This window comes from Halorutilus salinus, from assembly GCF_026242195.1.
Classification (GTDB): domain Archaea; phylum Halobacteriota; class Halobacteria; order Halobacteriales; family Halorutilaceae; genus Halorutilus; species Halorutilus salinus.
Window position 1 is genome coordinate 1 of record NZ_RKLV01000011.1, and the last position, 24,197, is coordinate 24,197.

Here is a 24,197-nt window from a genome sequence, read left to right on the forward strand (position 1 = left end):
GGCGTGCGTTTTTTGTCATAGGCACTCAGAAAACGCCACGCCTCATTCTTCATTCATTCCTTATCTGAACACCGCCGTCATCATCGGCGCGAACCTCCCCAACCGTCTTTACGCCGGACGACGTAACCCGACCATGTTGTTCTGTGACACACCCGTCCAGTCGGCTGTCGCCGCCGTGATCGGAGGTCTCGTAGGCGGTCTCACAGCCGTCTCGCTCGGCTTAGGCACCGTCGGTGTCGCGGTTCTCGCAGGTGTCCTCGGCGGCGCGGGCGACATGATCGCGCACCTCGTGCGCCGCGATGAACAGTTTGAGGAAGCCGTCTCACGCGTCCGGCGGTAGACATTTGGGTCGCCGTCCGCAACGACGACCATGAGGTACGAAACACGCGGAGACGCTGGATGGCTCACCTTCGACCGTCCCGACAGCGCGAACGCGCTCACGCCCGAAACACTCGACGAGGCTGTCGAACTCCTCGGACGTGCATCCGACGAACGCATCGCAGTCCTCGCCGGCGAGGGCGAACATTTCTGCGCGGGCGGAGACCTCGAAGCCATAGCGTCGATAGACGGTATCGACGAGGCGCGCGACTTCGCCGACGGCGTCGTGGGCCTGCTCCGCGCCGTCGAGACAGCCCCCGTCCCTGTCATCTCAGCCGTCGACGGCGACGCCTTCGGCGCAGGCTTCGAACTCGTCGTCGCGTGTGACCTCGCCGTCGCCTCCGAGGACGCGCGTTTCGGCACCCCTGAGACACGTATGGGCGTACAGCCACCCCTTACTGTCGAACGCGTCGCGGAGACGGCAGGACGGAAGCGGGTCGCGGAGATGGCGTTCACGTGCGAACCTATAGACGCGGAGACGGCGGCGGACTGGGGCGTTATCAACCGCGCCGTACCCGCCGACGACGTAGACGACGAGGTCATGGACACCGTCTCGTCGATAGCCCGTTCGGACGCAGAGGCTACACGTGTCACAAAGGAACGTATTACGGCGCGTGACGACTACGACGAGATAAGCGAGAGGATGGCGGAACGTCTCACAGCACCCGAGACACGCAGACGTTTCCGGACTGCGGCGGAAGGGATAAACGACGGCTGATACGCACAAGTCTTTTGACCGTAGCGCCGAACCGTGGCGTATGGCTATAATAGAGGTTGGCTTGCTCGTACTCGCCGTACTCGCGCTCGCCGCCGTCTACCTCACGATGAAGGTAGTCAAGCCTCTCGCGTACAACGCTATCGTGGGTCTCGTCCTACTCGCGGCGGTCAACTTTACGGGCTTCGTCGAGGTCGACATAACACTGTTCGCCGTCGCACTCGTCGCCGTCGCGGGCGTACCGGGCGTCGTACTCGTCGTCATTCTCTCTGTCGTTGGCGTCGCCTTCGTCCCCGAAACAGCGGCTGTCCTTGTCTTCTGATTCGGACTTTTAATAAGAAGCCGGCGCCTAACCCCGCGTATGTCGGACGACTCGGACCTGCGCCTCCCCGACGACGACGAGGTACTGGGTATCGTCGAGTCGATGCTTGGCGCGAACCGGCTCAAGGTGCGGTGCATGGACGGCGAGACACGGACGGCTCGTATACCCGGACGTATGAAGAAACGCGTCTGGATAAACGAGGACGACGTCGTAATCGTCGAACCGTGGGACTGGCAGGACGAGAAGGCGGACGTAAACTGGCGGTACGAGGGTCAGGCGGCGGACGAGCTACGCGAGGAAGGCTACCTCTGAGTTTCGGTTCACGGTCGGAGGGATTAGCGACAGATTCAAGTACGTACGTTAATGAGGTTACACCGGAGGAAACGTCTTTGGAAGTCTCTGGCAAGCTCCTGTGTCTGGTGAGTTCGCGCGTCGAGGAAGAAGATGGCTCTTACGTCGTAGAGATCCCCGAAAGCGAGATAGACGACGGCGACGTACAGGTGGGTGAGGTCTACAGCGTCGGTCTCGTCGGTAAGAACGGCGGAAAGCCCGAGTCGTCTGGTGGTGGGGGTCAGCTACAGCCGCCCGTGGAGGAGGGAGAGATACGGTACGTCGAGATCGAGGATATAGGCAAGCAGGGCGACGGTATCGCGCGCGTCGAGCGGGGTTACGTCATCATCGTGCCCGACGCCGAGGTCGGAGACCGTGTAAAGGTCGAGGTCGACGAGGTCAAGGAGAACTTCGCGGTCGGTGAGGTTCTCGAAGAGGACGCCTTCGACTGATAGACCGGCGTAAACCGTACACGTTTTGTGCCCCGCCTACGACGGTTACGACAAGCCGGGGTAGTCTAGTCTGGTAAGGCGCCTGCCTCGAGAGCAGGTGGGCGTAAGCCCACAGGGGTTCAAATCCCCTCCCCGGCGTCGACAAGAAGATTCACCGACTTACTGTGTTTTGAGCTATAAACCGTCGTTCCGGTTGGCATTAACACGGTCGTCCGAAGACGGCTTTTAGATGAGGGCGAACTCCGCCGTGGTCGGAGAAAGGTCAAAGCCACCCATATCAGGCACGTTACCCCATACGTTCGTCCTCGCCGTCGGAGACGTACCGGTAGAGCGCAAGCTCACCGTCACTGACCTCGACGTACGTGTTATGCACCGGAGCCGTCGACTTCCACGAACCCGCGTTCGCAACCGTGTTGTCCTTACGGACGTACGGCGCGTGTGTATGACCGTAGACGAGCTTGTCGGCGTCGGTTCCGTCGAGGTATCCGTGTGCGCGTCTCTCGCGTCGGGGGTACTCGCAGTCTTCGGACGAACCGCCGTCGGGTCGTAGACGTGTCTTTATGCCACCGACAACGTCCCGGAAACCAGCGACGAACGGATCCTTACGCCCCCGCGTGGGGTCTATCTCGCCCCTATCGCCCGCTCCTGAGAGGTATCCCGACAGACGTTTGGAATGGAGACCGTCGAAGTCGTCGCCGTGGGTGAAACGGATACGCGTTCCGTCCTGATCGAGCGTGTAGCTACCGCGGAAGTCGATCTCGTACCGCGCCCCGTCGAGCTGGTCAAGGTAGATATCGTGGTTGCCGAGGACGAGACTGACGGGAACCGCGTCGGCGAGCCTCTTGAGAAGACCGAGCGTTTCGGAGGTTTCCCAAGCCACACCGAAAGGGTCACGCCGAACCATGTCCCAAAGGTCACCGAGTAGGACGGTCTCCTCCACAGAACCCCGGCTCTGGTAGATCTCACCGAGGAAGGCGTTGAACGCCTCGGCGTCGGAGTTCTTGGCACCCAGATGGACGTCACCCACAGCGACGACCCGGCTCATAGAGAATCTCCTTTCACACGGTCTATACGCTGTTGAGGTAGATAGTCTTTCTGTCTGGTGTTAGGCGCGGGACTGCACCGGGACACACGGAAACGGGCGTTCGTCGCAGGCTCAGATCAGGCTGAAAAGCCACGAAAACATCCCTGAGAAGAAGATCAGGATGATGATGACAGGCACAGCCCTAAGCGCGACGTTGCGTCTGGGCAGGTGCCGAGCCTTGTTCGACCAGTTGATAACGGAGCCTCCTACCTGAAACGGTGCGAACAGGTCACGGCGGCGTAACGGCTCCGACGACTCCACGAGTTCCACCATCCAATCACGGAACTGTCTCACGTCGGGGTGGTCGATTGTATCACGCGTTATCTGGACGTTTATCTCCGTGTTGTACTTGAACGCAATCTGCGTGATGTTCGCGGAGCCGAGTATGCAGGTCGGTTCGGGACCGTCACGTATGTAGAGCTTTGCGTGAAGTCCACGCGGCTGTTTGTAGAGGCGAACCTGATCGTTGTCGTCCATACCCCAGAGGTCGTACGCGATCCGTGGCGAGAACTGATCCGACGCGGGGCTTACGACCGCCACCAGTTCGTTCTCGTGAGACCTTTCGAGGAAAGAGACGATGTCGTCACGTATCGCACGGTATCCCTGATACGTGAAGTATCCGCTGACGATGTAGACGGTTCCGTCACCGGCGAAAAGCTCTGACAGCGCATCCTTGAACCGCACGTCCGAACTGTCCGTGTCGAGCAGTCTAACACCGGGTTCCTCCTCCGTTCGACTCATTAGTGCGCCTATAACGTCTATGCATATTGAAGCTGTGGATGTACACCGAAACCGTCAATACGGTTCGTCGTGACCGTTTCGGAGAGCTAAGATGACACAGAAAGAAGACAGAACGGAGGACTGGCGGCTGGATCTTCTTGTGTCTGCTCGGCTTCATCTTCAAGCCTTCCTAACCGACGAACCCCTCTACCCGTTCTACCTCGGCTTTCGAAGAGGAGCGCGCCCTTCTCCGATCAGACATCCTCCGGATCGTAGTCGTACTCGTCGGAGTCGGCGAGAGACGTGTCGTCGGCGCGTGACTCGTGAACCTCGAAGATCCCGTCGGAGAACATATCCTCCCTGTCGTCGTCGGTCGTCTCGCGCTTCTTCTCCTCCTTCTCGAAGAGGTACGCGAAGAACCCGAACATGGGAACCGCGACCGACCGTAACCCCCATCTCCGGGCGTCCATACCGTGGTCGGGGGCGTCGAGGTAGGCGTACACGGACGCCGTTAGATGCGCTGTCAGGGCAACGGCTATAACCGCGACATCAACCGGATTCATGTACGGTATACGTGACCCACGGTTAAAACGTCGTCCCTGCCCCTCGACGTAGACTCAGGGCTTAGACCGCCTTGCATATATGCTTACGTACCTCGTGTTCCCTATCCTCGCATACGCGTACGGCTTCGGTCAATGTGGAGAGCACGGGATGGTCGGTCTGTAGCTCCTCGTAAAGGTATCCGGTTAGAGAGTTATGTCTCAGTCCAGCCTCAGTCGCCTCCTTGGTCGTCTTAGACAGCGTCTCCTGTCTCTCCTGAATAAGGCTTTCGCAGTCGTCGTGGAGGTAGATCAGGCTTCCGTGTTTCTGCCTAAGCTCGTCGAAGCCGAGACCGAGGAGTTCGTCTTCGGTGACGAGGCTTTCGTCGAGCGACTCGACGGCTTCGATAGCCGCCCCTACCGACGCCTTCTCGGTTCCGAGTGCCTCTTCCAGTACACGTAGCTGTGACCGTCTCTCGTCCACCGACGAAAGTACAGCCTGTTTAAGCTCCGAGCCGAACCCGGCTTCGCGGTCGCGGAGAAGCACCGAGGCGAACTCGGTACCAAGCTCGCCCGACATGCTCCTCGTGAGATCCCTTTCCGGCTCGCATCGGTTCAACGTCTCGTCGAAGGCTTCGACGACATCGCCGCATACGCACCCCGTCGTCGGATCGGGCGAGGCTACGGTACGGACGCCGCCGCTCCCGTCACCCCGAAAGCCGGCTACGGAAGCCGTGTCGGCACCGTTCATACCGTGCACCTTCTGACGAAAACGTTCGATCTGTGTGAGCTTTTCCGAGGTTATCTCCTTCTCCCGTTTCACCGTTCGGAGCGCCCTGTGTGCGGTGGTTTCCGATAGGTCGATGCTTTCTTGACACATCTGTCCGAACCCATGTTTTAGGCTAACCTAAAAAGACATAACGGTTCCGGTTTCCGTCCGTGTTCCGCGCAGGCTGTCAGAGGCTGGTGGTTATTAGTTACGGCTGGCGAAAAGCGGCGGCGTCGGTGGCTTCCATCGATGTTCGACGCCGACCACTGATCAGGCGCTACCGTCACCCGACGCGTCGGTGCCACCGGGTCGGACACGGTTCGACGCCGACTATGACCGGACGCTACGGCGGTGCCGATCTGCTGAACCTTCTCTGCATCTCGCCGTCCTCGTCACGTATCTCCACGACGTAGCTCTTCTGACCTACGACCTCGACCATCTCGTCCTTACGCACCTCGAACCCGTACGGTCTTTCCTCCACGGTAACGAGAGTCCTTTCGCCCGAACTCACGACGACCTGTCCGACGCCTTCCGCCTCGGTGAGTTCGCATTCGATGACCTCGCCCCTGTCGACGCATCCGAGTTCGGGGTTGATGTTCGAACCGCCTGAGGCGACGTCGAAGCTGAGGAACATGAAGCCGGGTGCGTACGTACCCACGACGAGTACGAGGAGTATGAAGAACGTTAGGTTGATCTTCGACATCCTCTTTGCGAGCTTGTTACGTAGACCGCCGCGTCGTTTTCTCCATCTTATGACGAGAGGTATGATTACGAGATGCGTAAAAGGTCCGTAGAAGAAGACGAGTACGCCGTACGCTATGACGTAGTCGATGATACGCGCACCGGGTAGGTACGAAAGGAACAGGTTGCCGCCAGCCCAGAGGAAGACGCCAAGGAAGGCGAGCGCACCGCTCTTGAGAAGACGCCAGATAGGCGTGTTGGCGTAGTAGATACTGAGGGTGTTCCGCCACCCCTGCCGGACGAGGTTCGTGACGGCGTCTAACATCTCAGGGTCCTATGCTCCAGAGCTGTGAAAGCAGGTACCAGTTGGCGATATACACTACGATGAACGCGCCGAGGAAGATCAGGGTTATGACGAACGTACCGCGCATGTCGAACTTATGTACGGGTTCGTCGCTCTCGAACTCAACACCTTCGTCGGGTACGAGATCCGAACCGGGTAGCTTCCTCTCACCGAACAGAACCGAGGCGAGGGCGACGACGACGAACGCCGCACCTGAGATGATAGCGAGGAGTGCGAATGGACCGAATATCATCATCAGGGGTTCGGCGGCTGAGAGGCTGAAGTCGGTTCCGGGTATATCACGTACGACGCTGTGGATCCTCCGCGGAACCCCGTACAGAAGACCTATGTACATCAGCATGAGCGTAGCCGCCGTCATCGTAGCGGCGTAGAGGTAGGGCTGAAGTGAGGCGAGCCTACCGAAACGGAACTCTCGCATGAACATCGTCCTTATCACGAAGTAGACGAGACCCATGAACGCGATCGTGGTTCCGAGCGCGACGGTTCCGTGGAAATGCCCCACGGTTGCGAGCGTACGTACCCACGTCATGTTCAGCTGAACCTGTCCCATGACGACGCCCGTGATACCGCCGACGAAGCCGAACAGTATTATGGAGAATATGGTTGCGGAGAAGACGGGGTTCTTCCACGGCGCGTTGGTAAGCCAGCCGAAAAGACCGCCGCCCTTCCCGCGTCTGCGGCGTCCGGCTTCGATGCCCGCCGGTATGGCGAAGGCGTGTATGAGGCTCGCAAGCGTAGCGCCGTAGAATGCGTACGAAGCGTTCCAGATACGCCAGCTAATCGAGACGACGGGGTCGGAGAGGAGATGGTGCGCCGCTCCGAGGTTGATGAAGAAGATGTACAGGACGAACGCCGTACGCGAAACCTTCTCGCTCACGACCTCCGCGCCTCCGACGATATGTGTTAGGAAGTACCAGACGGTCACCATCGCAACGAGGTTTATCTGCTGGGTTCCGTGTCCGATTATCCAGAACACCTGTCTGTACACGGCGGCGTCTATGGATTCGAGTATCTCTATACGCCACAGGAAGGCGTAGACCATGACCGCGAGTCCGCCGAGGAGCGCCTCGACGGCGATTATGGATGTCACAAACGCGCCGAAAGTAACGAGTGGTAGGCTTCCGCCCTCGCCCCAGCTTTTCTCCTGCCAGAGTGAGACGAAGAACGGTAACGCGGCGACGACTGAGCCGAGTATGAAGATTATGGCTCCGGCGTAAAAGTAGGGCGACGAAGGAAGCGGAGCGTACGACGTGAGGAGCGGCGCTTGGTTAGGTGCCTCCGTCGTCCATATGGCGTAGTTTATGACGAGAGCGCCCGTGACCATCGTCCCCCATCCGACCTTAGCTATCTTGGGAATGGGCAGGCGGCGTCCGAGTACCATCGGCCCGCCGACGTACAGTATCGCTATCTCCATGAAGACCATCCAGAATATGAGGAGGTTCCATGCGTGAAGGCTAAGCCATCTGTAGAACTCCTCAGGTCCCAGAAGACCGACGAACTCCCACCGTGTCAGAGCGACGCCGATTGCGAAGAATCCGCCTACGACGAGAGCCACGACCGCCGTGAGACCGAAGACCTTGACGGGGTTCTCGACGGAGCGGTGTATGCTCATACCCGTCACGTTACACGTCCTGAAGCCGTCCTCGTCGTAGTCGTTGTCGAAAAGATCGAATATCATACGTTCACCTCATCACGTACCTCGATAACCCCGTGCATACTGCTGTGACCGACGCCACAGAACTCGTTGCAGATAACGTGGTACGTACCGGGTTCGTCGAACTCCATCTCTATCACCCATTCGTATCCGGGTAGAGCCAGAAGATTGGTATGCTGGCTCAGCACGTCCTCAGGACGTATCGAGAAGCCGTGTTGGACATCGTACGAGCTTATATGGAACTTGTACGTCTTACCCGTTTCAACCACGACGGGTAGACCGCGCCACTGGAAACGTATACCTGCGACGTAGATATCGTCGCTCGGAGGTACGATAGAGCCGTCAAGGGTTTCCGCCTCTTCCCTGTAGCTCTCGACCTTCTCCTGATACTCCTCCGTCGAAACGTCGTACGTCTCGCCTATGGGGTTCTGGTCGCCTATACGTGTCCATAGGCTCATCCATCCGAACAGTATCATCGACCACGCGACGCTCAGACCCAGCCAGATCGACTCGCGTCTGTTGACGGGAACGTCCCACCAGTCTTCGTCAGGCGGCTTTATGGGTGAACCCATCTCATCCCTCCGGTATCAGGAGTATGTCTGCAAAGCCCCATCCCACGTAAGACACAGCGAAGAAGATGAGCGCGGCGATGGCTAACAGCCAGATCCTGTCGTACAGCCTCTGTACCCACGGCTTCTCCTTGTTCTTGGATTCGGACATCTTCTTTCCGATGTTACCACGCGTTTATCATAGGGATTCTGCCTTACATGTTCGTATCAGTCGAGAAAGAGGCTCTCAACGGCGTCTCCGTCCGCTGACCCGAACGGCTCTGTGATACGTTCCGCGGTTCTCTCCGCCGCCCTGCGGAGTATCTCGCGCTGACGGTCGTCGGCTTCCATACGCCGTACGGCGGTGGCGACGGCTTCGTCGACGAGACGGTGGCGTTTCCGAAGTACACGCTCCGGTACATCGTCCCCGGCTTCCTCGGCTTCCTCCGCCTCCACACCGACCGTGCTACTCATCGACATGCACCCGCGTCACGTATCCGCCGCACCCGCATCTTTCGACGTACTCTACACGGACGCCGTCAAACTCGTCCTCGACGGCACCGTGTAGGTAGTCGGACGGATGCCCGTGGTTTCCGTGGGTCACGAGGTTGACGAAGTACCCCTGCGCGGTACGCCGGACGGCGTCCAGTCCATCCTCTACGACCTTACCGCGGTCGTCGGCGTACTCAGGTCGTTCGAGGTCGGCGGACCACGTCTCCTCGCGTAACTCGTCGGCTTCGGAGGACAGTTTACCCATAGATAGACATAGGTCTCCGTCCGTATACGGTCAGCCCCGAACCCGTTCGGGTGCTTGGCACGACGGAGACGGTTAGACGTCGGTCATCTCCCTGACGAGGGCGCGCCGTATAACAGTCAGTATGAGAAACTCGCGTTTCTTCTGTGTCGCGCAGTGCTCGCAGTCAGCCATCTTGGCGACGGCATCGTCGATTTCGTCTCCGTGTTGTTCTTCGAGAGCGTCGAGTAGGGCTTCGACCTCCGGCGAGACGGAGTCGGCGGTTTCTTCGACAGCCTCGGACATCTCATCGGGTACTGTGTACGAAACCACGACGGTGTTCGCCTTGTAGTACTTGGTCGTGCCGCCGCGCCCCTCCTCCAGACGCGCAACCTCGACGAGTCCGGCGTCCCTGAGACGGTTGACGTGGTGGCGGACGGTGTTCTCCGAAAGCTCTATACCCCTGCCGGCGAGCGCCTCGTGGACATCGCCGACCTTCATCGGTTCCTCGGAGAGTATGTCGAGTACGGCTGTACGCACCGGGTCGTCAACAGCCGCCGAACTCTCCGGGTCGCGGACGACGATATCCTTCAGACGTACATCGGATGAGAACTCCGCCATACCGTCCGTTCGAACCGGCACGACTTAGTTCTGACCGTCAAACCCACGGCAGGCTGTCGGTAAGTTGTCACGGAGTGTTAGCACGCTGTCACGGGACATTAACACGCTGTCACGGGACATCCAACTATTTTTCACGGCATCTGGAAAATAGTTAAACTCCAACGGGACGTATAGACGAATGCAATGACACAGACAACACAGTACCGCGTGCTCGACTTCGACTGTCCGACGTGCGCAAGCAACGTCGAGAAGGCGCTCGAAGGAACAGAAGGGGTCGAGGACGTTGAGGTACATTTCACGACGGGACGTATCGAGGTACACCACGAGGAAGACACTGAGACGGACACGCTGAAGACGGCGATACAGAACCAAGGATATACACCGGAGGCTGTACGGGGATGACGGATACGGGGATAACGGACGTAAGGAGATGGCTTCTTAGCCATCGAAAGCTCCTCACGACGGCTGTAAGCGGCGTGCTCTTCGCCGTCGGCTGGAGTCTCGTCTACGTCGGCTACGGTGTGTCGGGGGATGTCGCCCTTCTCGTTGCGGCTTTTGTCGGCGGGTACGACGTTGCGAAGAAGGCGTACCACACGCTCAGAAACGGTACGGTCGACATAAACGCGCTCGTGACGCTTGCCGCCGTCGGTGCGATCGGTATAGGCGAGTACTGGGAGGCGGCGGGGGTTGTCTTCCTGTTCTCGCTCGGCGGCTACCTCGAAGGACGTACGATGCGCAGGACGCGCGCCGCGCTTCAGGAACTCTTGGAGAGAGCGCCTGATACAGCCGTCGTGCGCCGCGACGGAAAGGAGGTTGAACTCCCCGCGCACGAGGTCGAAGAAGGGGAGGTGGTCGTCGTACGTCCCGGTGACAGTATACCTGTCGACGGTGTCGTGACACGTGGGGAGAGCGCCGTCGACCAGTCGTCGGTCACGGGCGAGAGCGCGCCGGTACGTAAGACCGAGGACGACGAGGTATACGCGGGTACTGTCAACCGGGACGGGGCGCTTGACGTACGCGCCACAGGGACGGGGAGCGACACGACACTACAACGTATCATACGCCGTGTCGAGGAGGCACAGGAGGCGAAGTCACCGACAGAGACGCTGGTCGAGAAGTTCGCTAAGTACTATACGCCCGCAGTCGTCCTTCTGGCTGTCGGAACGTACGTGGTCACGCGTGACGCCATGGTTTCGCTCACGTTGCTCGTCATAGGATGTCCGGGCGCTCTCGTTATCGGACCGCCCGTCAGCATCGTCAGCGCTATCGGGAACTCAGCGCGCAACGGCGTCCTCATGAAGGGCGGCGAACACCTCGAAAGGGCAGGCAAGATAGACCTCGTAGCCTTCGATAAGACGGGTACGCTGACCAAGGGCGAGACGGTGGTCTCGGAGGTGCGCGGCTTCGGTGTCGCCGACGAAGAGGCTCTACGCCACGCCGCTGTTGCGGAGAGGAGGAGCGAGCACCATCTCGCCGACGCCGTTCTCGACGAGTACAGGGGTCGAGACGGGTACGCGACCGACGGCGGCGCGGAAACTGCCGAACATCCCCTTCCGGAGCCGGAGACGTTCGAGGTTGAGGCTGGTAAAGGCGTCACAGCGACGTACAACGGTAGGCGCGTACTCGTAGGTAACAGCCTCTTTCTCAAAGACGAAGGCGTTGAGGTTCCGCAGGAGGTCGCTGAGTACTCCGCCGACCGCGAGAAGGAAGGCGAGACGGCGGTCTACGTCGCGGTCGACGGCTCCGTTGTGGGCGTGATATCGCTACGTGACGAGGTACGTGACGCCACAGCCGATGTCGTGGAGGAGCTGAAAGACGCAGGTGTACGGACGGTGATGCTCACGGGCGACAACGAACGTACGGCGCGCGCGGTCGCCGAGGAGGTCGGTATCCAAGAGTACCATGCTGAACTCCTGCCGGAGGACAAGCAGGAGATAGTAGAGGAGCTACGCGGCGAAGGAAACGTCGTAGCCATGGTCGGCGACGGTATAAACGACGCCCCGTCGCTCGCAGTCGCTGACGTGGGTGTCGCAATGGGTGCGGCGGGTACGGACACAGCGATAGAGACAGCCGATACGGCTCTGATGGCGGACGACCTTCGACGTATACCGTACGCCGTCGGTCTGAGCAAGGCGACACGTAGGAACATAGTAGAGAACGTCGGTATCGCAGTAGCCACGGTGGTCGTGTTGCTCGCAGGCGTCTTCACGGGGTACGTCACGATGGCGACAGGTATGCTCGCACATATCGTCAGCGTTCTCGTGGTGATCATGAACGGAATGAGGCTGACGTGGTACCGATGACGGGCGAAGACAGCACCATCCGGGAGGTCAGCTACAACGAAGCCGAGCCGGTACGTATACGTGACCCCGTCGCCGAGGCTCTGGCGGTACTCGAACCCGGCGAGCCGTTCGTCTTCACCTACGACGACGTTGTGAAGCAGGCGGGGCATTCGTGTCCGACCGCCGCCGGTTCGTTCCGTGTGGTGCAGAAGGGACTCGGTGAACTGTACACCGACGAGCATCCGGTTCGCGGCGGTATAGCCGTCCGCGTCGCCGGAGAGAAGGACGATGCGGCGTACGGCGTCATATCACGTATAATCTCGTATATCACCGGGGCGGCGGAGGAAGACGGCTTCGGCGGACTCGCAGGGGGGTACGGCGCAAGGAAGAATCTGATCTCCTTCAATGCCGTCGACGAAGGCGACGGACCCACGTTCGTCTTCGAACGCACCGACACGGGCGACGCTGTGAAGGTAGTCTACCACGTCTCGGAGGTTCCCGACGCGGGTTCCGGCACCGAAAACCTCGGAAACCTCATCGATGGTACGGCGACCGACGAGGAGCGCGAGAGGTTCAGACGCGACTGGCACGACAGGGTTCGGACGGTGCTCTCCGACGACAGCCTGTTCAGCGTCAGACCGACCGGCTGAGTCTACGTCGGCACTCGGAACCGGGCGTCCGATAGGCGTGGCGTCGCACCGTTCGGTTGGGCTTACCGTGCCTAACCGAAGAACTCCTTGACTATCTTCTCCTCGGCACGGTGCAGAATCTCGCTACACGTCGACTTTGCGATACCAATCTCTTCGGCGACCTCCGACAGCGAAGACTCGCGCGGCGTGTCGTAGTAACCCATGTAGAGCGCCGTCTCCATCACGTTGCGCTGTTTGTCTGTCAGGAACTCCTCAGACCTTACCTCGTGGACGTACTCAAGCTCGTAGCTTATCCCCATGGTATCGAAGACCGAATCCAGCTCCGACAGCCTCTCGCGCGATGTCGTCAGCTCCCAGTTTCCGGTGCCGTCGCGTATCTCGAAAGGCATCCGTACGGGTATACCCGAACGCCGCGCCGCGAGAAGCATCATCGGCTTACCTGTCTCGAACTCGACCAAGGCTTCGTTACCTTCGCTCCAGAGAAGCTGTATCTCGGCTATGGCGTCGTGTTCGGATATCTCGTCCGTTATTTCCTCTATCCTTCCGTCGGCTTCCACCTCAACGATACCCACACCGCGTCCCTCCGACGCGAAAGCCGACAGTACGCGGAAGACAGCATCCGGGTAGCTCTTGGAGACATCGCTCACCCATGCGTCGTCGGGTATCTCTATCGACAGGCTCGCCTTTGGCAAGTTACTACGGTTAGTTCATACAGCCTAATATAGATAATCATGAACGTGTTCGGGGTACCTTCTCAGCCGTCGTAGCCGTCGGGTACGTACGCGCAGAGAGGGTCGGAGCCGAGAGGGTCGCCCGTCGTAGCGTAGGCGCGCGACCGCGAACCGCCGCAGACGGCGCGGTACTCGCACGCCCCGCATTTGCCGTTCAACGCGTCCTTGTCGCGGAGGTTCTCGAACAGTTCGGCGCCACGGTAGATGTTTACGACGGACTCCTCGCGGACGTTTCCGGCGCTAAGGGGCAGAAAGCCCGACGGATAGACCTCCCCCGTATGGCTGACGAAAGCGAAGCCGTCGCCCGCGGTCACGCCTCCGCGGCGCGACGACCGACCCGTCTCTGCACCGACGCGGCGGTAGTGGGGCGCTTCGGTCGTCTTGACACCGAAGCCGTACGCTTCGCTCGTATCGTGTAGCCACCCCATGACGCGCTCGGCGCGTTCGGGCGTGATAGGTTCGAGGAACGAACCGCGTCCGACGGGGACGAGGAAGAAGACGCTCCAGAGAACCGCGCCGAGTTCGTCGACGAGTTCGGCTATTTCGGGGAGTTCATCGACCGTCTCTGCACAGACGGTCGTGTTGACCTGTACGGGAAGACCCGCGTCACGCGCGTCGTCGACGGCGCGCAGTGTCTCGTCGAAGCTTCCGCTCTCGCCCCTGAAGTCGTCGTGTGTCTCGGCGGTCGCGCCGTCGATGCTGACCGCCATACGTTTCAGACCCGCGTCGGCGAGCCGGCGGACGTTGTCGGTCGTCAGGCTCGCTGTTCCGCTCGGCGTCATCGTAACGCTCAGACCTATCTCATCGCCGTACTCGACGAGTTCTATGGCATCGTCTCGTTTGAGAGGGTCACCCCCCGAAAGGACGACGAGCTGTCCCTCACCGAAGTCGCGCACGTCATCGAGGAGGCGTTTTCCTTCGCGCGTCGTGAGTTCGTCAGGGTGGCGTTCGGGCTGAGCGTCGGCGCGGCAGTGGTCGCACGCGAGTTCGCACGCCTGCGTAAGCTCCCATACGAGGACGACGGGGCTACGTGAGCTGTCCATATGAGAGGTAAGTTCTCGTGTGGTATCGGAGTTTCACCGAACACGTTAGGGTGGTACGGATCGGAGAAGATATACCGCTACGGTTTACAGACCGAATATGAGGAAGGAGGTTGGTACGAGCCTCTACGCCGGCTTTCTTTTCACCGTACTCGGTCTGACGGCATGGGCAACGGGTCAGCCGTTCGTGTTCCCCAGCCTCGGACCCTCGGCGTTCATGCTCGCGTTCGAGAGGCGCGCGGATCGCCGACGCGGATACCGTGTCGTAGCCAGCCACGGTATCGGTGGCGTCGCAGGACTCGCCGCCTACGTCGTCCTCGCGTCGGGTATCGTTATAACCGAGCCGACCACAGCTTTCTCGTCCGAAGGTCTCCGTCTCGCTGTTAGCGCAACCGTCTCCGTGGTCGCCACGAGCTGGGGCATGATAGCGGTCGACGCGGTTCATGCCCCGGCGTGCGCAACCACGCTCATCGTCTCTCTCGGCCTCCTGTCGACGCCCGCACAGGTCGGTATCATGATGGTCAGCGTCGTCGGTCTCGTCGTGATACACACGGGTGTACTCGTCGGTGACGGGCATCCCGTGTACCGCGGCTCCGGATAGCCTCTCCCCAACAGACGGCTCCCGAACCGGTTCGGGGTGAAAACAACGGTGTTAGGTTGCATGAGAGACGAACGGTTGCCAATGGAAGCCACGAACCCCGCCGTAGCGCTCGCGCTTCTGTCGTCAGGCGTCTTCTTCATGATGGGTCTGGTCACGGGCGTCTGGAAGTACAGATGTATATGGCGCTCCGACGAGACGCAGGCACCTTACTACGTCAACACGGCGCACCGTGCGTCGCTTATGTACTCGTTCGCCTGTCTCGTTCTACTCCATTTCGCCTCCGTTAGCGTCTGGTCGACTGCCGTGAACATAGTCGGCGTCGTTGTCCCCGTCTTCTTCTTCGGCTTCGCGGTCACGACGTACGTCGTCCATGGGATCCTGCGTGACACAGACAACCAGTTTGAGAAACCCCATGTGCTCGGATCTTTCGAGCTACCTTCCTTCGCCGTCCGCGGCTCCGTATGGTTGCTTATACTCGGCGAGGTCGGCGGGTTCGGTATACTCTTCGCGGGCTTCGTGCCCCGACTTCTCTGACTACACGATGCTTCGTGACGAGTTGAGGACGACGAGTAGACTGCTCGTTGCCATCGCTACGGCGGCAAAGAGCGGGTTTATAGCTCCGACGACGGCAAGGGGCACAGCGACTGCGTTGTACGTAAGCGCCCAGCCGATGTTCTGTCTGATACGTCTTCGCGTACCCTCGGCTATATCGAAGACCACAGGTACGTCGGTGAGGTCGTCGGTCATCACGACAGCATCCGCGGCGTCGGAGGCGAGCGCCGTCGCAGAGCCTACGGCTATGCCGACGTCGGCTTCGGCGAGCGCGGGGGCGTCGTTCGTACCGTCGCCTACCATCGTCGTCGTACCCTCGTCGGAGAAACGTCTTAGAGCCTCCATCTTGCCGTCGGGCGGTACCCCGGCGAGAACGCGGTCGAAGTCGTCGCTGAACCTCTCGGCGGCTTCCTCGTCGTCGCCCGTCAGGAGTATCTTCGTTCTGCCGTCGAATCTTTCGACAGCCTCTTCGAAGCCGTCGCGCGTCGTATCGCCGACCTCTACGACAGCGCGAACCTCGCCGTCGACGCCTACCAAGACGGGCAGTCCGCCGTCGTGACGGATACGCCGGGCGGTTTCGGACGCGCCGTCCACCTCCCATCCCCTTCTTTCGAACTCGCCGACGGAGCCGGCAACGGCCCTTTCGCCGTCGACGACCGCGGTCACGCCTTTTGTCTCCGTCTCGAAACCCTCGACCGTCGCGTCGGGGACGCCGAACTCGTCGACGAAGGCGTCGGAGACGGGGTGGGATGAGAAACGTTCGACGGCGGTGGCTTTCCGCGCCGTTTCCTCGTCGCCATGGAGACGCCGAACCGACATGTCGCCGTGGGTTACCGTCCCTGTCTTGTCGAAGACGACCGTATCGGTTTCGCCCGCTTCCTCGAAGACGGAGCCGTTGGTTACGACGACGCCTTCGTTGAGCGCCTCACGTAGTCCGGAGGCGACAGCAAGAGGGGTTGCGAGACCCACGGCGCACGGACACGAGACGACGAGAACGGTAAGGGCTGACAGAAGAGCCTCCGATACGCCTGTCCCCGAAGCCAGACGGTAGACGAAGACCGTTGCGCCGACGAGTATGATGAGGGGGACGAAGACGGTTGCGAGCCTGTCGGCGAGACGTTGCGCGCCGTGGCTACCGCTCTGGACACGCCACAGCGTCTCCGTCAGCCTGTCGAGCGTGCTTCGCGCACCTTCGCCAACCTCCACGACGAGGGCGTTGTCCGTCACGACGGAGCCGCCTACCACGTTATCGCCTTCCCCCTTGGTTTCGGGTAGTGACTCCCCCGTCACGACGGATACGTCCACGGCGGCGGTTCCTTCGATCACGGTGCCGTCGACGGGTACGCGTTCGCCCGAACGTACCACGACCTCGTCGCCCTCTTCGAGTTCTTCGACTGGGACGGTACGTGTCCCTTCGGCGTCGCGTAACTCGGCTTCGTTGACGTGCGCCGACGTGAGTTCAGACAGAAGCTCCGTCGAACGTCTCTTTACTGTCTTTTCGTAGTAGTTTCCGACGGAGACAGCCATAACAACAGCCACGGAGACGTCGTAGTAGATATGTACGTCACCGAGAACGACGGCGACGGTGCTGTAGACGTACGCCGAGACGGCGGCGAGAGCGACGAGGAGATCCATGTTTGGCTGTCGTGCGCGGAGGCTGACGTACGCGCCACGGAGTATAGGATAGCCGGTGTAGAAAAGGACGACCGAAGCCATGACGGCTACCAGAAGCAGGGGTATGTACCGCGTCGCGGGTCGCGCGAAGCCGGCGAGCACCTCGCCGTCGCCTATACCGAGGTAGCTTGGGTACAGGAAGAAGATATACCACTGCATCACGAGCAAGCCGACGAAGCCGCCGATGATGAGACGTAGCTTCTCCGTCTCCTCCGTCCCTTTTCCACCCGTTTCGGTACGGACGGTATAGCCGTAGCCGTCGACCTCCTCCGCCACGGCTTCCTCGTCTACCTCTTCGGCGTCGTAGACAGCTCTCACCGTGTCGGTCGCGTAGCTCGCCTCAGCGGCTTCGACACCTTCCACGTCCTCGGCGACGGATTCGAGGAAAAGCTCGCACGTCGAGCAGTGCATGCCCTCCACGAAGAGGAACGCGTCCTCCGTACCGGGTGCTTCGGCGCTACCCTCGACCTCGTCGGATTCCGCCGTTTCAGGTACCTCTCCGACGGCTTCGTGTACACGTCTACATCCTTCACAGCAGAAGTCGGGTCCGTCCTCCGAAGACGGCGCGGGTAAGCCACAGAGTTCGCATTCTGCGTCGTACACCTCCGGCTATCTCACCATTCCGGGATACGGGCGCTAAAACAAAACGTTTGCCCCCGAACATGTTCACGAAAGATTAGGGACAAGAGGACGGCCAAGCCTTCTCAGTATCCGCCTTCTCCGCCGTCGCCGCCTCCGCCGTTGCTCTCGTCAGGGTTGGGGTCGAATATCTCACGGTCGGGTTCGCCCTCAGCCTTTATCTCCGCCATCATACCCTTGTGCACGACCCTCGACAGCGCGTGGTCGACGAGCTTCACGGTTTCGGGGACGGGGAACTCCATCTCGCCTATGAAACAGCTACCCGGCGCAACGGGCTTCGTCTGTACGTTTATCTCAGGCTCCGACTCTATCGCCCCCTCCGCCCACGACTTGCTCCAGACGTTTCCGATCGGATGGAAGTTGGAAGTAACGTTGGGTCCTCCCGTGACGAGGAAGACACGTGCGGTGTCCCCCGTCTCAACCTTGAGCGGACCCTTGTTGTCGGCGGTGTACGCGTACTCCTCCCCGTTGAGGAGGACGTACGTCGGCTCCTCGGCTTTCATAGCCTCGAAGTCGAAGCCGTGGTGCCCCTCCTTGCCCTTGTCCTTGTCGGTGTAGACCTCGTGCTGTCCGAGGTAGAACTCGTGGTCTACCTCGGGAAGACCCTCGCGGGGTTCGACGAGTATCATACCGAACATGCCGCTCGATATGTGGAAGTCCATCGTAGCCACGGCGCAGTGGTAGATGAACGAACCGGGGTACATCGCCTTGAACCGGAGGCGCTCCACCTCCCCCGGTGCGATGGTCGTCGCCTCCGCACCGCCGCCGGTTCCGTAGCACGCGTGGAAGTCGACGTTGTGCGGCTTGTTGTTCCTGTCGGGGTTCCGTATCGTCAGGTCGATCGTATCGCCCTCACGGACACGTATCATCGGACCCGGTACCTCACCTCCGAACGTCATGTAGTTGAAGGTCACACCCGACTCTATCTCCGCCGTGACCTCCTCGCAGACGAGTTCGACCTCGTGTGTCTTCGGCTCGAACCTGTCTATCGGTTCCGGTATGTCGGTCGGATCGGCGGCGACGGACTCCGATGCCTTCGCCTCCGCCTGCTCCATCTGCTCCTTCACCTTACCAACCGCGCCTTCTGCGAGACTGCCCGATGCGAGCATCCCTGTTCCTAAGCCTATTCCCTTCATCAGGTCCCGCCGAGACGCTGGTATATCTACCATTCTAAGTCACCTACATTCACAGGTACTACGTATGTAGTGTTAAGTGTGTTGAAGGGTTTAGAATCTGAACATGTTGGCGGAAAGATTAATATGTAGTCATATATACGTCCATACGGTGGCTCTGAGCCGGACGACCCGAACATATCAGGCGCAACGGCGATTAGCCCATCGGACGTATCAGGAACGATGTCCGAGTACGAGCTTGACTTACGTGACGTCGCACCGCCGAAGAGACATCCGACCATAATGAAGGCTTTCGAGGAGATGGAGCGCGGTGAGACGTTGACGCTCGTCAACGACCACGAGCCGAAGCCGTTGTACTACCAGATGAAGGAGGAGGTGGAGACGTTCGACGCGGAGGCTTACGAGGTGGAAAAGGAGGAGCAGAACAAGTTCGTGGCACAGCTACCCAAGAACTGATGGTGGAGAGAAAGACCGTGGGCGACGGCGACGCGGTCGTCGACCGTCTTTTCGACGTTCCGCAGACGCTCCGTCTCAAGCTTAGCGAAGGATACGAACGTCCGGAGCACCAGCATCCCGGAAAGGAGATAACGCTGTTCGTGCACCAAGGGGCGCTGTCGCTCCTCCTCGGCGACCAGAGACACCGTGTCGAGGAAGGCGATGCGATCCGTTTTTCCGGCGACCAAGATATATCACCGCGGGCTATCGAGGACACCGTGGCGGTTCTCGTGTTCGTCGACGCCTGACCGGGAACCGACTTCGGTTACGCCGGTTCCGTGGAACCGTGTTGGACAGAGCCACCGAAGAAGTATACCGTACGGGGATGTATGTAAAGCATGGCACGACCTGAGTTCGAAGACATCAACCCATCGACGGAGGAGGTCATCGAGACGTACGAGGGACACGAAACAGGCGAGGTCATAGACGCCGTCGAGAAAGCCGACGACGCCTTCGACGGATGGAGCGACCGGAGTATAGAGGAACGCGAGTCACTGCTCGCCGACGTTGCGGAGGTTCTACGTGACAACACCGACGAGTACGCAGAGACGATGACGCGCGAGATGGGTAAGCCCGTGTCCGAAGCACGGTCGGAGGTAGAGAAATGCGCATGGGTGTGTGACTACTACGCCGAGCGCGCCGGCGAGCATCTACAGGACGACCGGATCGGCACCGAACCCGGTGCGCGGACGTACGTAAGCTACGAACCCCTCGGCGTCGTTCTCGCCATCATGCCGTGGAACTTCCCTTTCTGGCAGGTGTTCCGTTTCGCTGTGCCGTACCTGACCGCGGGTAACGTCGGGATTCTGAAGCACGCGTCGAACGTCCCCGGATGCGCGCTCGCCATAGAGGAGGTCTTCGACCGTGCCGGATACCCTGACGGCGTCTTCACGACGGTTCTCGCAGAGACGGACGCTGTCGAACCCATGTTGGAGCACGACGCCGTCCGCGCTGTGACGCTCACGGGTAGCAACCGCGCAGGGAGCGCCGTCGGTGAAACCGCGGGACGCGAAATAAAGAAGACGGTGCTCGAACTCGGAGGTAGCGACCCGTTCGTCGTCCTTGACGACGCCGACGTGGATGAGGCGGCGCGCGTCGGCGCGAGGTCGCGTAACCTCAACTCGGGACAGTCGTGTATCGCGGCGAAACGTTTCGTCGTGCACCAAGACGTCTACGAAGGCTTCTTGGAGAGGTTCGTGGAAGAGGTTGAGGCTCTGAACGTCGGCGACCCCACCGACGAGGACGTGGACGTAGGATCACAGGCGCGCGGCGACCTACGTGACGAACTACACGGACAGGTACGGGACTCGGTCGAAGCGGGTGCGGAGGCGGTCGTAGGCGGTGAACCCCTCGACCGTGAGGGCTACTACTACCCGCCGACAGTCCTGACCGACGTACCTGACGGATGCCCCGCCAGCGAAGAGGAGCTTTTCGGTCCCGTAGCCGCCGTCTTCCGTGTCTCGGACGAGGACGAGGCGATCGACCGCGCGAACGACTCACCGTACGGTCTTGGCGCGAGTATCTGGACGGACGATGTTGAACGCGGCGAACGCGTCGCGGGACGTATCAAAGCGGGATCCACGTTCGTTAACGAACTCGTAAAGTCCGATCCGCGTCTACCGTTCGGCGGCGTCAAGAAGTCGGGGTACGGACGCGAACTCGGGCGCGACGGTATACGTGAGTTCACAAACCGTAAGACGGTCTGGGTGCAGGAGGCGGGCGAATGAGGGCGTCGGACGTACTCGTTTCGTGTCTCGAAGACGAAGGCGTCGAACACGTCTTCGGTGTTCCCGGAGAGGAGAACGAGGATCTCCTTTTCTCGTTACGGGGTTCATCGGTCGAGTTCGTGCCGACGCGTCACGAACAGGGCGCGGCTTTCGCGGCGAACGTCTTCGGCAGACTCACGGGCGACGCGGGCGTCTGTCTCGGAACACTCGGTCCCGGAGCGACCAATCTCATAACGGGAGTCGCCGACGCCAACCTCGACAAAGCGCCCCTCGTCGCTATCACGGGACAGGGCGGTCTGGAACGTCTCCACAAGGAGAGCCATCAGGCTCTGAACATCGTCAACATGTTCTCGCCGATCACGAAATGGAACGCGCAGATCTCCGACCCCGACATAGTCCATGAGTCGGTGCGTAAGGCGTTCAAGGTCGCCGAGTACGAGAAGCCGGGTGCGACGCATATCGAACTCCCTGAGGACGTAGCTTCCGAGGAGACGGACGCAGTACCGATGCCCGTACGCGATCCGGTGCGTCGTCCCGACCCCGACAGCGAATCCACCGAGTCGGTGGCGCGGTTCCTGCACGAGGCGGAGAAGCCTATTCTCATCGTTGGCAACGGGGCGACACGTACAGAAGCCGCCGACGAGGTACGCGCTCTCGTTGAGAAGACGGACATCCCCGTCGCTTCGACGTACATGGGAAAGGGCGTGGTCTCGGACGACGATCCGCGGTCGTTGATGACGCTCGACTCCGGCGACCACGAGGAGGCTTCGCACGCCATAGACGAGGCGGATCTCGTCGTCACGTTAGGGTACGATATCGCCGAGCACGACCCCGCGGGATGGAACGCGGGCGACGCCGCAGTCGTACATATCGACGCCGAACCCGCGGAGGTCTACGAGGCGTACAGCCCTGACGTGGAGGTCGTCGCAGACGTAGGCGCGGCGGTACGTGAACTCCGCCCTCTCGTCGACGAGGACGAGTACGGATGGTACGACGACCTGCGCGACCATATCGTCACGGACGTCGCCGGAGAAGCCGACACGCCGTTCTCGGTCGAAGGCGTCGTACCCGTGTTACGCGATAGGCTCAACGACGAAGACGTCCTGATATCCGATGTCGGGAGCCACAAGATGCGTATCGCTCAGAACTACCCGACGTACGAACCTAACACATGCATAATCTCGAACGGTCTCGCATCGATGGGTATCGCGGTGCCCGGAGGGATAGGCGCGGATCTCGCCGTCGATGCGAACGTCGTCGCGGCGACGGGTGACGGTGGCTTCCTCATGAACGCCGCCGAACTCGAAACCGCTACGCGTCTCGGATGCGGATACACGGTCGTCGTCTTCAGGGACGACGACTACGGTCTTATCTCAGAGAAGCAGACCGACCACCGCGGCGAGGGGTTCGGTACGCGTCTGTCGAACCCTGACCTTACGACCTTCGCTGAGTCGTTCGGGATCGAGGCGTACAGCCCCGATACCGCCGACGGTCTCCACGGTGCGCTCGGATCAGCCGTGGCTTCGGACGGTATGGCGCTCGTCGAGGTAGACATGACGGAGGGAGCATGACCCAACGGACTGCGGTTGTCGCGGGCGTCGGTCCCAACCTCGGCGAGTCGATCGTCCGAAGGTTCTCCGACGAAGGATGCGCAGTCGCGTGTCTCGCGCGGTCGGAGGAGTACCTGAACGAGGTCGTCGACGGTATACGCGTGTCAGGGGGCGAGGCGCTCGCGGTTCCGTGCGACATCACCGACAACGAAGAGATCGCCGACGCGTTCGAACGTATCAGGAACACGTACGGCGGCGTCGACGTTCTCGTCAACAACGCGTCCGCCGCCGACTGGGACGGTATACTGGAGACGACGCCCGAAGGGTTCGAGCGCGCGTTGAGTGTCTCAGCGTACGGCTCCTTCGTCTGCACCCGGCACGCTGTCGACGACATGCTCGCCGACGGAGGCGGGACGGTGATCTTCACGGGTGCAACGTCGTCGGTACGCGGGCGCGAGGGCGCTGTCGGCTTTAGCGCCGGTAAGTTCGCCGTACGTGGACTCGCCGAGTCGGTCGCGCGCGAACTCGGATCCCGAGGTATACACGTCGCGCACGTGGTCATCGACGGAGGAATCTCCGACGAGGACGACGACGCGACGCTCCATCCCGACGAGATAGCGCGCTCCTACTGGAACCTCGTCGAACAGGACAGGTCGGCGTGGACGCTCGAACTCGACCTGCGTCCGTACGCCGAAGAGTTCTGAGGGGGTTAGCGTCGGCACCGTACGCCGAGGGATACAGAGACAGCGGAAACGGATATACGTCGGCGTCGTGTATCTAACGTATGCCGGTCGAACCGACGTCGGTTAGGGAAATGGAGACAAACCCTGTCGAAGACACGACCACGTTCGGCGTCAGTGCACCGTCGGGGTTCTCGTCGGTCGTCGACCGTAACCTGAGCGCACTCGCGCCGCCGTCCGAACTTGTCGACGCCTTCGAGACTGAGAAACGCGACCGCAAGATGCGCGGTATGTGCGACGAAGGGGCGCACAACTCGGCGTGGGAAGACCTGAATCTCCGTGAGAGGTACCTCGACGCAGTCAGGGGTTCGGACGGGGCGCATGAGGAGTTCACAGCCGTCATGGAAGAGTCCTCCGAGGGTGAACTCCTCCTCGTCTCGAACTACAATCCGCGTAAGAAGAGAACCTTCGCCGGTGTTCTCTCTGAACGCGTACGCGAAGGCAGTCTATAACACGACGGTCTACAGGCGGTT

General features: G+C 60.6%; 31 protein-coding genes and 1 tRNA gene. 17 read left to right on the forward strand and 15 right to left on the reverse strand.

All coding sequences use genetic code 11. From position 1 onward, the window contains the following. Window positions 1-133: 133 nt before the first annotated feature. From EGH25_RS10005 to EGH25_RS10030, 6 genes are all read left to right on the forward strand, one after another. Window positions 134-340 (forward strand): hypothetical protein, encoded by a 207-nt coding sequence (locus EGH25_RS10005; protein WP_266088160.1) that lies wholly within the window; start codon window positions 134-136, stop codon window positions 338-340. 30 nt (window positions 341-370) lie between these two features. Continuing rightward, a complete protein-coding gene (locus tag EGH25_RS10010) occupies window positions 371-1,096 on the forward strand; it encodes an enoyl-CoA hydratase/isomerase family protein (protein ID WP_266088162.1) in 726 nt (241 codons plus the stop codon). Between the two features lie 40 nt (window positions 1,097-1,136). Further along, window positions 1,137-1,415 carry a pro-sigmaK processing inhibitor BofA family protein gene (locus tag EGH25_RS10015; RefSeq protein ID WP_266088164.1) on the forward strand — a complete coding sequence of 93 codons (279 nt, stop codon included), beginning with the start codon at window positions 1,137-1,139 and terminating at the stop codon, window positions 1,413-1,415. A 39-nt stretch (window positions 1,416-1,454) separates the two neighbouring features. Then, a complete protein-coding gene (eif1A, locus tag EGH25_RS10020) occupies window positions 1,455-1,727 on the forward strand; it encodes a translation initiation factor eIF-1A (protein WP_266088166.1) in 273 nt (90 codons plus the stop codon). 77 nt (window positions 1,728-1,804) lie between these two features. After that, entirely contained in the window at window positions 1,805-2,197 is a 393-nt protein-coding gene (locus EGH25_RS10025; RefSeq protein ID WP_266088167.1) for a TRAM domain-containing protein, read from the forward strand. Window positions 2,198-2,251: 54 nt separating this feature from the next. Beyond that, window positions 2,252-2,335, forward strand: a tRNA-Ser gene (locus EGH25_RS10030). 148 nt (window positions 2,336-2,483) lie between these two features. On the opposite strand, the gene EGH25_RS10035 is transcribed toward EGH25_RS10030, so the two are convergent. From EGH25_RS10035 to EGH25_RS10085, 11 genes are all read right to left on the reverse strand, one after another. Then, complete coding sequence (locus EGH25_RS10035; protein ID WP_266088169.1) at window positions 2,484-3,242, reverse strand: metallophosphoesterase; 759 nt, start codon at window positions 3,240-3,242, stop codon at window positions 2,484-2,486. A gap of 111 nt (window positions 3,243-3,353) precedes the next feature. Then, the gene (locus EGH25_RS10040; RefSeq protein ID WP_266088171.1) at window positions 3,354-4,022 is read right to left on the reverse strand and encodes a phospholipase D-like domain-containing protein; all 669 of its coding nucleotides are present in this window, start codon (window positions 4,020-4,022) and stop codon (window positions 3,354-3,356) included. Between the two features lie 233 nt (window positions 4,023-4,255). Continuing rightward, window positions 4,256-4,564, reverse strand: a complete 309-nt coding sequence (locus EGH25_RS10045) for a hypothetical protein (protein ID WP_266088172.1) — start codon at window positions 4,562-4,564, stop codon at window positions 4,256-4,258. A 61-nt stretch (window positions 4,565-4,625) separates the two neighbouring features. After that, a complete protein-coding gene (locus EGH25_RS10050) occupies window positions 4,626-5,420 on the reverse strand; it encodes a DUF7260 family protein (protein WP_266088174.1) in 795 nt (264 codons plus the stop codon). Between the two features lie 232 nt (window positions 5,421-5,652). Beyond that, complete coding sequence (locus tag EGH25_RS10055) at window positions 5,653-6,315, reverse strand: hypothetical protein (RefSeq protein WP_266088176.1); 663 nt, start codon at window positions 6,313-6,315, stop codon at window positions 5,653-5,655. 1 nt (window position 6,316) lies between these two features. Beyond that, on the reverse strand, window positions 6,317-8,032 hold the full coding sequence (locus EGH25_RS10060) for a cytochrome c oxidase subunit I (RefSeq protein ID WP_266088178.1): 1,716 nt from the start codon (window positions 8,030-8,032) through the stop codon (window positions 6,317-6,319). Continuing rightward, complete coding sequence (locus tag EGH25_RS10065) at window positions 8,029-8,580, reverse strand: cupredoxin domain-containing protein (protein WP_266088180.1); 552 nt, start codon at window positions 8,578-8,580, stop codon at window positions 8,029-8,031. Before EGH25_RS10065 ends, EGH25_RS10060 begins: the two co-directional genes overlap by 4 nt. Before the next feature lies 1 nt (window position 8,581). Continuing rightward, complete coding sequence (locus tag EGH25_RS10070) at window positions 8,582-8,728, reverse strand: hypothetical protein (RefSeq protein WP_266088182.1); 147 nt, start codon at window positions 8,726-8,728, stop codon at window positions 8,582-8,584. A 56-nt stretch (window positions 8,729-8,784) separates the two neighbouring features. Next, window positions 8,785-9,030 carry a hypothetical protein gene (locus EGH25_RS10075; RefSeq protein ID WP_266088184.1) on the reverse strand — a complete coding sequence of 82 codons (246 nt, stop codon included), beginning with the start codon at window positions 9,028-9,030 and terminating at the stop codon, window positions 8,785-8,787. After that, window positions 9,023-9,313, reverse strand: coding sequence for a CGCGG family putative rSAM-modified RiPP protein (locus tag EGH25_RS10080; protein ID WP_266088186.1), 291 nt, complete (start codon window positions 9,311-9,313; stop codon window positions 9,023-9,025). The genes EGH25_RS10075 and EGH25_RS10080 overlap by 8 nt, the downstream gene beginning before the upstream one ends. A 72-nt stretch (window positions 9,314-9,385) precedes the next feature. Then, the gene (locus EGH25_RS10085; protein ID WP_266088188.1) at window positions 9,386-9,910 is read right to left on the reverse strand and encodes an ArsR/SmtB family transcription factor; all 525 of its coding nucleotides are present in this window, start codon (window positions 9,908-9,910) and stop codon (window positions 9,386-9,388) included. A 183-nt stretch (window positions 9,911-10,093) separates the two neighbouring features. Between EGH25_RS10085 and EGH25_RS10090 the strand changes: the two genes are divergently transcribed. Genes EGH25_RS10090 through EGH25_RS10100 form a run of 3 tightly spaced genes read left to right on the forward strand, consistent with a single transcriptional unit; the run spans window position 10,094 to window position 12,842 of the window. Beyond that, the gene (locus EGH25_RS10090; protein WP_266088190.1) at window positions 10,094-10,312 is read left to right on the forward strand and encodes a heavy-metal-associated domain-containing protein; all 219 of its coding nucleotides are present in this window, start codon (window positions 10,094-10,096) and stop codon (window positions 10,310-10,312) included. After that, window positions 10,309-12,213 (forward strand): heavy metal translocating P-type ATPase, encoded by a 1,905-nt coding sequence (locus EGH25_RS10095; RefSeq protein WP_266088192.1) that lies wholly within the window; start codon window positions 10,309-10,311, stop codon window positions 12,211-12,213. Before EGH25_RS10090 ends, EGH25_RS10095 begins: the two co-directional genes overlap by 4 nt. Then, window positions 12,210-12,842 carry a hypothetical protein gene (locus EGH25_RS10100; protein ID WP_266088194.1) on the forward strand — a complete coding sequence of 211 codons (633 nt, stop codon included), beginning with the start codon at window positions 12,210-12,212 and terminating at the stop codon, window positions 12,840-12,842. Before EGH25_RS10095 ends, EGH25_RS10100 begins: the two co-directional genes overlap by 4 nt. Before the next feature lie 71 nt (window positions 12,843-12,913). Here EGH25_RS10100 and EGH25_RS10105 read toward each other — a convergent pair whose 3' ends face one another. Together EGH25_RS10105 and EGH25_RS10110 are read right to left on the reverse strand one after the other, a co-directional pair. Next, window positions 12,914-13,534: a helix-turn-helix domain-containing protein gene (locus EGH25_RS10105; protein ID WP_266088196.1), complete on the reverse strand. Its 621-nt coding sequence runs from the start codon at window positions 13,532-13,534 to the stop codon at window positions 12,914-12,916. Between the two features lie 62 nt (window positions 13,535-13,596). Next, a complete protein-coding gene (locus EGH25_RS10110; RefSeq protein WP_266088198.1) occupies window positions 13,597-14,616 on the reverse strand; it encodes a radical SAM protein in 1,020 nt (339 codons plus the stop codon). Between the two features lie 97 nt (window positions 14,617-14,713). Here EGH25_RS10110 and EGH25_RS10115 point away from each other — a divergent pair, with 97 nt between their 5' ends. Further along, window positions 14,714-15,214 (forward strand): HPP family protein, encoded by a 501-nt coding sequence (locus tag EGH25_RS10115; RefSeq protein WP_266088200.1) that lies wholly within the window; start codon window positions 14,714-14,716, stop codon window positions 15,212-15,214. Window positions 15,215-15,295: 81 nt separating this feature from the next. Next, a complete protein-coding gene (locus tag EGH25_RS10120) occupies window positions 15,296-15,748 on the forward strand; it encodes a hypothetical protein (protein WP_266088202.1) in 453 nt (150 codons plus the stop codon). On the opposite strand, the gene EGH25_RS10125 is transcribed toward EGH25_RS10120, so the two are convergent. Beyond that, window positions 15,749-18,043, reverse strand: coding sequence for a heavy metal translocating P-type ATPase (locus EGH25_RS10125; RefSeq protein WP_266088204.1), 2,295 nt, complete (start codon window positions 18,041-18,043; stop codon window positions 15,749-15,751). A gap of 101 nt (window positions 18,044-18,144) precedes the next feature. Next, complete coding sequence (gene nirK / locus EGH25_RS10130; protein ID WP_266088206.1) at window positions 18,145-19,248, reverse strand: copper-containing nitrite reductase; 1,104 nt, start codon at window positions 19,246-19,248, stop codon at window positions 18,145-18,147. Between the two features lie 186 nt (window positions 19,249-19,434). Between nirK and EGH25_RS10135 the strand changes: the two genes are divergently transcribed. The 6 genes from EGH25_RS10135 (at window position 19,435) to EGH25_RS10160 (ending at window position 24,176) form a co-directional block, all read left to right on the forward strand. Beyond that, window positions 19,435-19,668, forward strand: coding sequence for a DUF2249 domain-containing protein (locus tag EGH25_RS10135; RefSeq protein ID WP_266088208.1), 234 nt, complete (start codon window positions 19,435-19,437; stop codon window positions 19,666-19,668). Further along, entirely contained in the window at window positions 19,668-19,955 is a 288-nt protein-coding gene (locus EGH25_RS10140; RefSeq protein ID WP_266088210.1) for a cupin domain-containing protein, read from the forward strand. The genes EGH25_RS10135 and EGH25_RS10140 overlap by 1 nt, the downstream gene beginning before the upstream one ends. A 90-nt stretch (window positions 19,956-20,045) precedes the next feature. Further along, window positions 20,046-21,434, forward strand: coding sequence for an NAD-dependent succinate-semialdehyde dehydrogenase (locus EGH25_RS10145; RefSeq protein WP_266088212.1), 1,389 nt, complete (start codon window positions 20,046-20,048; stop codon window positions 21,432-21,434). After that, window positions 21,431-23,005 carry an acetolactate synthase large subunit gene (locus EGH25_RS10150; protein WP_266088214.1) on the forward strand — a complete coding sequence of 525 codons (1,575 nt, stop codon included), beginning with the start codon at window positions 21,431-21,433 and terminating at the stop codon, window positions 23,003-23,005. Before EGH25_RS10145 ends, EGH25_RS10150 begins: the two co-directional genes overlap by 4 nt. Then, window positions 23,002-23,688: an SDR family NAD(P)-dependent oxidoreductase gene (locus tag EGH25_RS10155; protein ID WP_266088216.1), complete on the forward strand. Its 687-nt coding sequence runs from the start codon at window positions 23,002-23,004 to the stop codon at window positions 23,686-23,688. The genes EGH25_RS10150 and EGH25_RS10155 overlap by 4 nt, the downstream gene beginning before the upstream one ends. 80 nt (window positions 23,689-23,768) lie before the next feature. After that, on the forward strand, window positions 23,769-24,176 hold the full coding sequence (locus EGH25_RS10160) for a hypothetical protein (RefSeq protein ID WP_266088218.1): 408 nt from the start codon (window positions 23,769-23,771) through the stop codon (window positions 24,174-24,176). Window positions 24,177-24,197 lie beyond the last annotated feature (21 nt).

Excerpts from the sequence above, each read along its gene's own strand:
- EGH25_RS10075 (WP_266088184.1), bottom strand. The coding sequence starts at position 9,030 with ATGAGTAGCACGGTCGGTGTGGAGGCGGAGGAAGCCGAGGAAGCCGGG.
- EGH25_RS10150 (WP_266088214.1), top strand. The coding sequence starts at position 21,431 with ATGAGGGCGTCGGACGTACTCGTTTCGTGTCTCGAAGACGAAGGCGTC.
- EGH25_RS10005 (WP_266088160.1), top strand. The coding sequence starts at position 134 with ATGTTGTTCTGTGACACACCCGTCCAGTCGGCTGTCGCCGCCGTGATC.
- EGH25_RS10010 (WP_266088162.1), top strand. The coding sequence starts at position 371 with ATGAGGTACGAAACACGCGGAGACGCTGGATGGCTCACCTTCGACCGT.
- EGH25_RS10085 (WP_266088188.1), bottom strand. The coding sequence starts at position 9,910 with ATGGCGGAGTTCTCATCCGATGTACGTCTGAAGGATATCGTCGTCCGC.
- EGH25_RS10090 (WP_266088190.1), top strand. The coding sequence starts at position 10,094 with ATGACACAGACAACACAGTACCGCGTGCTCGACTTCGACTGTCCGACG.
- EGH25_RS10080 (WP_266088186.1), bottom strand. The coding sequence starts at position 9,313 with ATGGGTAAACTGTCCTCCGAAGCCGACGAGTTACGCGAGGAGACGTGG.
- EGH25_RS10040 (WP_266088171.1), bottom strand. The coding sequence starts at position 4,022 with ATGAGTCGAACGGAGGAGGAACCCGGTGTTAGACTGCTCGACACGGAC.
- EGH25_RS10015 (WP_266088164.1), top strand. The coding sequence starts at position 1,137 with ATGGCTATAATAGAGGTTGGCTTGCTCGTACTCGCCGTACTCGCGCTC.
- EGH25_RS10065 (WP_266088180.1), bottom strand. The coding sequence starts at position 8,580 with ATGGGTTCACCCATAAAGCCGCCTGACGAAGACTGGTGGGACGTTCCC.
- EGH25_RS10095 (WP_266088192.1), top strand. The coding sequence starts at position 10,309 with ATGACGGATACGGGGATAACGGACGTAAGGAGATGGCTTCTTAGCCAT.
- EGH25_RS10110 (WP_266088198.1), bottom strand. The coding sequence starts at position 14,616 with ATGGACAGCTCACGTAGCCCCGTCGTCCTCGTATGGGAGCTTACGCAG.
- EGH25_RS10070 (WP_266088182.1), bottom strand. The coding sequence starts at position 8,728 with ATGTCCGAATCCAAGAACAAGGAGAAGCCGTGGGTACAGAGGCTGTAC.
- EGH25_RS10050 (WP_266088174.1), bottom strand. The coding sequence starts at position 5,420 with ATGTGTCAAGAAAGCATCGACCTATCGGAAACCACCGCACACAGGGCG.
- eif1A (WP_266088166.1), top strand. The coding sequence starts at position 1,455 with ATGTCGGACGACTCGGACCTGCGCCTCCCCGACGACGACGAGGTACTG.
- EGH25_RS10140 (WP_266088210.1), top strand. The coding sequence starts at position 19,668 with ATGGTGGAGAGAAAGACCGTGGGCGACGGCGACGCGGTCGTCGACCGT.
- EGH25_RS10055 (WP_266088176.1), bottom strand. The coding sequence starts at position 6,315 with ATGTTAGACGCCGTCACGAACCTCGTCCGGCAGGGGTGGCGGAACACC.
- EGH25_RS10100 (WP_266088194.1), top strand. The coding sequence starts at position 12,210 with ATGACGGGCGAAGACAGCACCATCCGGGAGGTCAGCTACAACGAAGCC.
- EGH25_RS10135 (WP_266088208.1), top strand. The coding sequence starts at position 19,435 with ATGTCCGAGTACGAGCTTGACTTACGTGACGTCGCACCGCCGAAGAGA.
- EGH25_RS10155 (WP_266088216.1), top strand. The coding sequence starts at position 23,002 with ATGACCCAACGGACTGCGGTTGTCGCGGGCGTCGGTCCCAACCTCGGC.
- EGH25_RS10115 (WP_266088200.1), top strand. The coding sequence starts at position 14,714 with ATGAGGAAGGAGGTTGGTACGAGCCTCTACGCCGGCTTTCTTTTCACC.
- EGH25_RS10035 (WP_266088169.1), bottom strand. The coding sequence starts at position 3,242 with ATGAGCCGGGTCGTCGCTGTGGGTGACGTCCATCTGGGTGCCAAGAAC.
- EGH25_RS10060 (WP_266088178.1), bottom strand. The coding sequence starts at position 8,032 with ATGATATTCGATCTTTTCGACAACGACTACGACGAGGACGGCTTCAGG.
- EGH25_RS10045 (WP_266088172.1), bottom strand. The coding sequence starts at position 4,564 with ATGAATCCGGTTGATGTCGCGGTTATAGCCGTTGCCCTGACAGCGCAT.
- nirK (WP_266088206.1), bottom strand. The coding sequence starts at position 19,248 with ATGGTAGATATACCAGCGTCTCGGCGGGACCTGATGAAGGGAATAGGC.
- EGH25_RS10160 (WP_266088218.1), top strand. The coding sequence starts at position 23,769 with ATGCCGGTCGAACCGACGTCGGTTAGGGAAATGGAGACAAACCCTGTC.
- EGH25_RS10120 (WP_266088202.1), top strand. The coding sequence starts at position 15,296 with ATGGAAGCCACGAACCCCGCCGTAGCGCTCGCGCTTCTGTCGTCAGGC.
- EGH25_RS10145 (WP_266088212.1), top strand. The coding sequence starts at position 20,046 with ATGGCACGACCTGAGTTCGAAGACATCAACCCATCGACGGAGGAGGTC.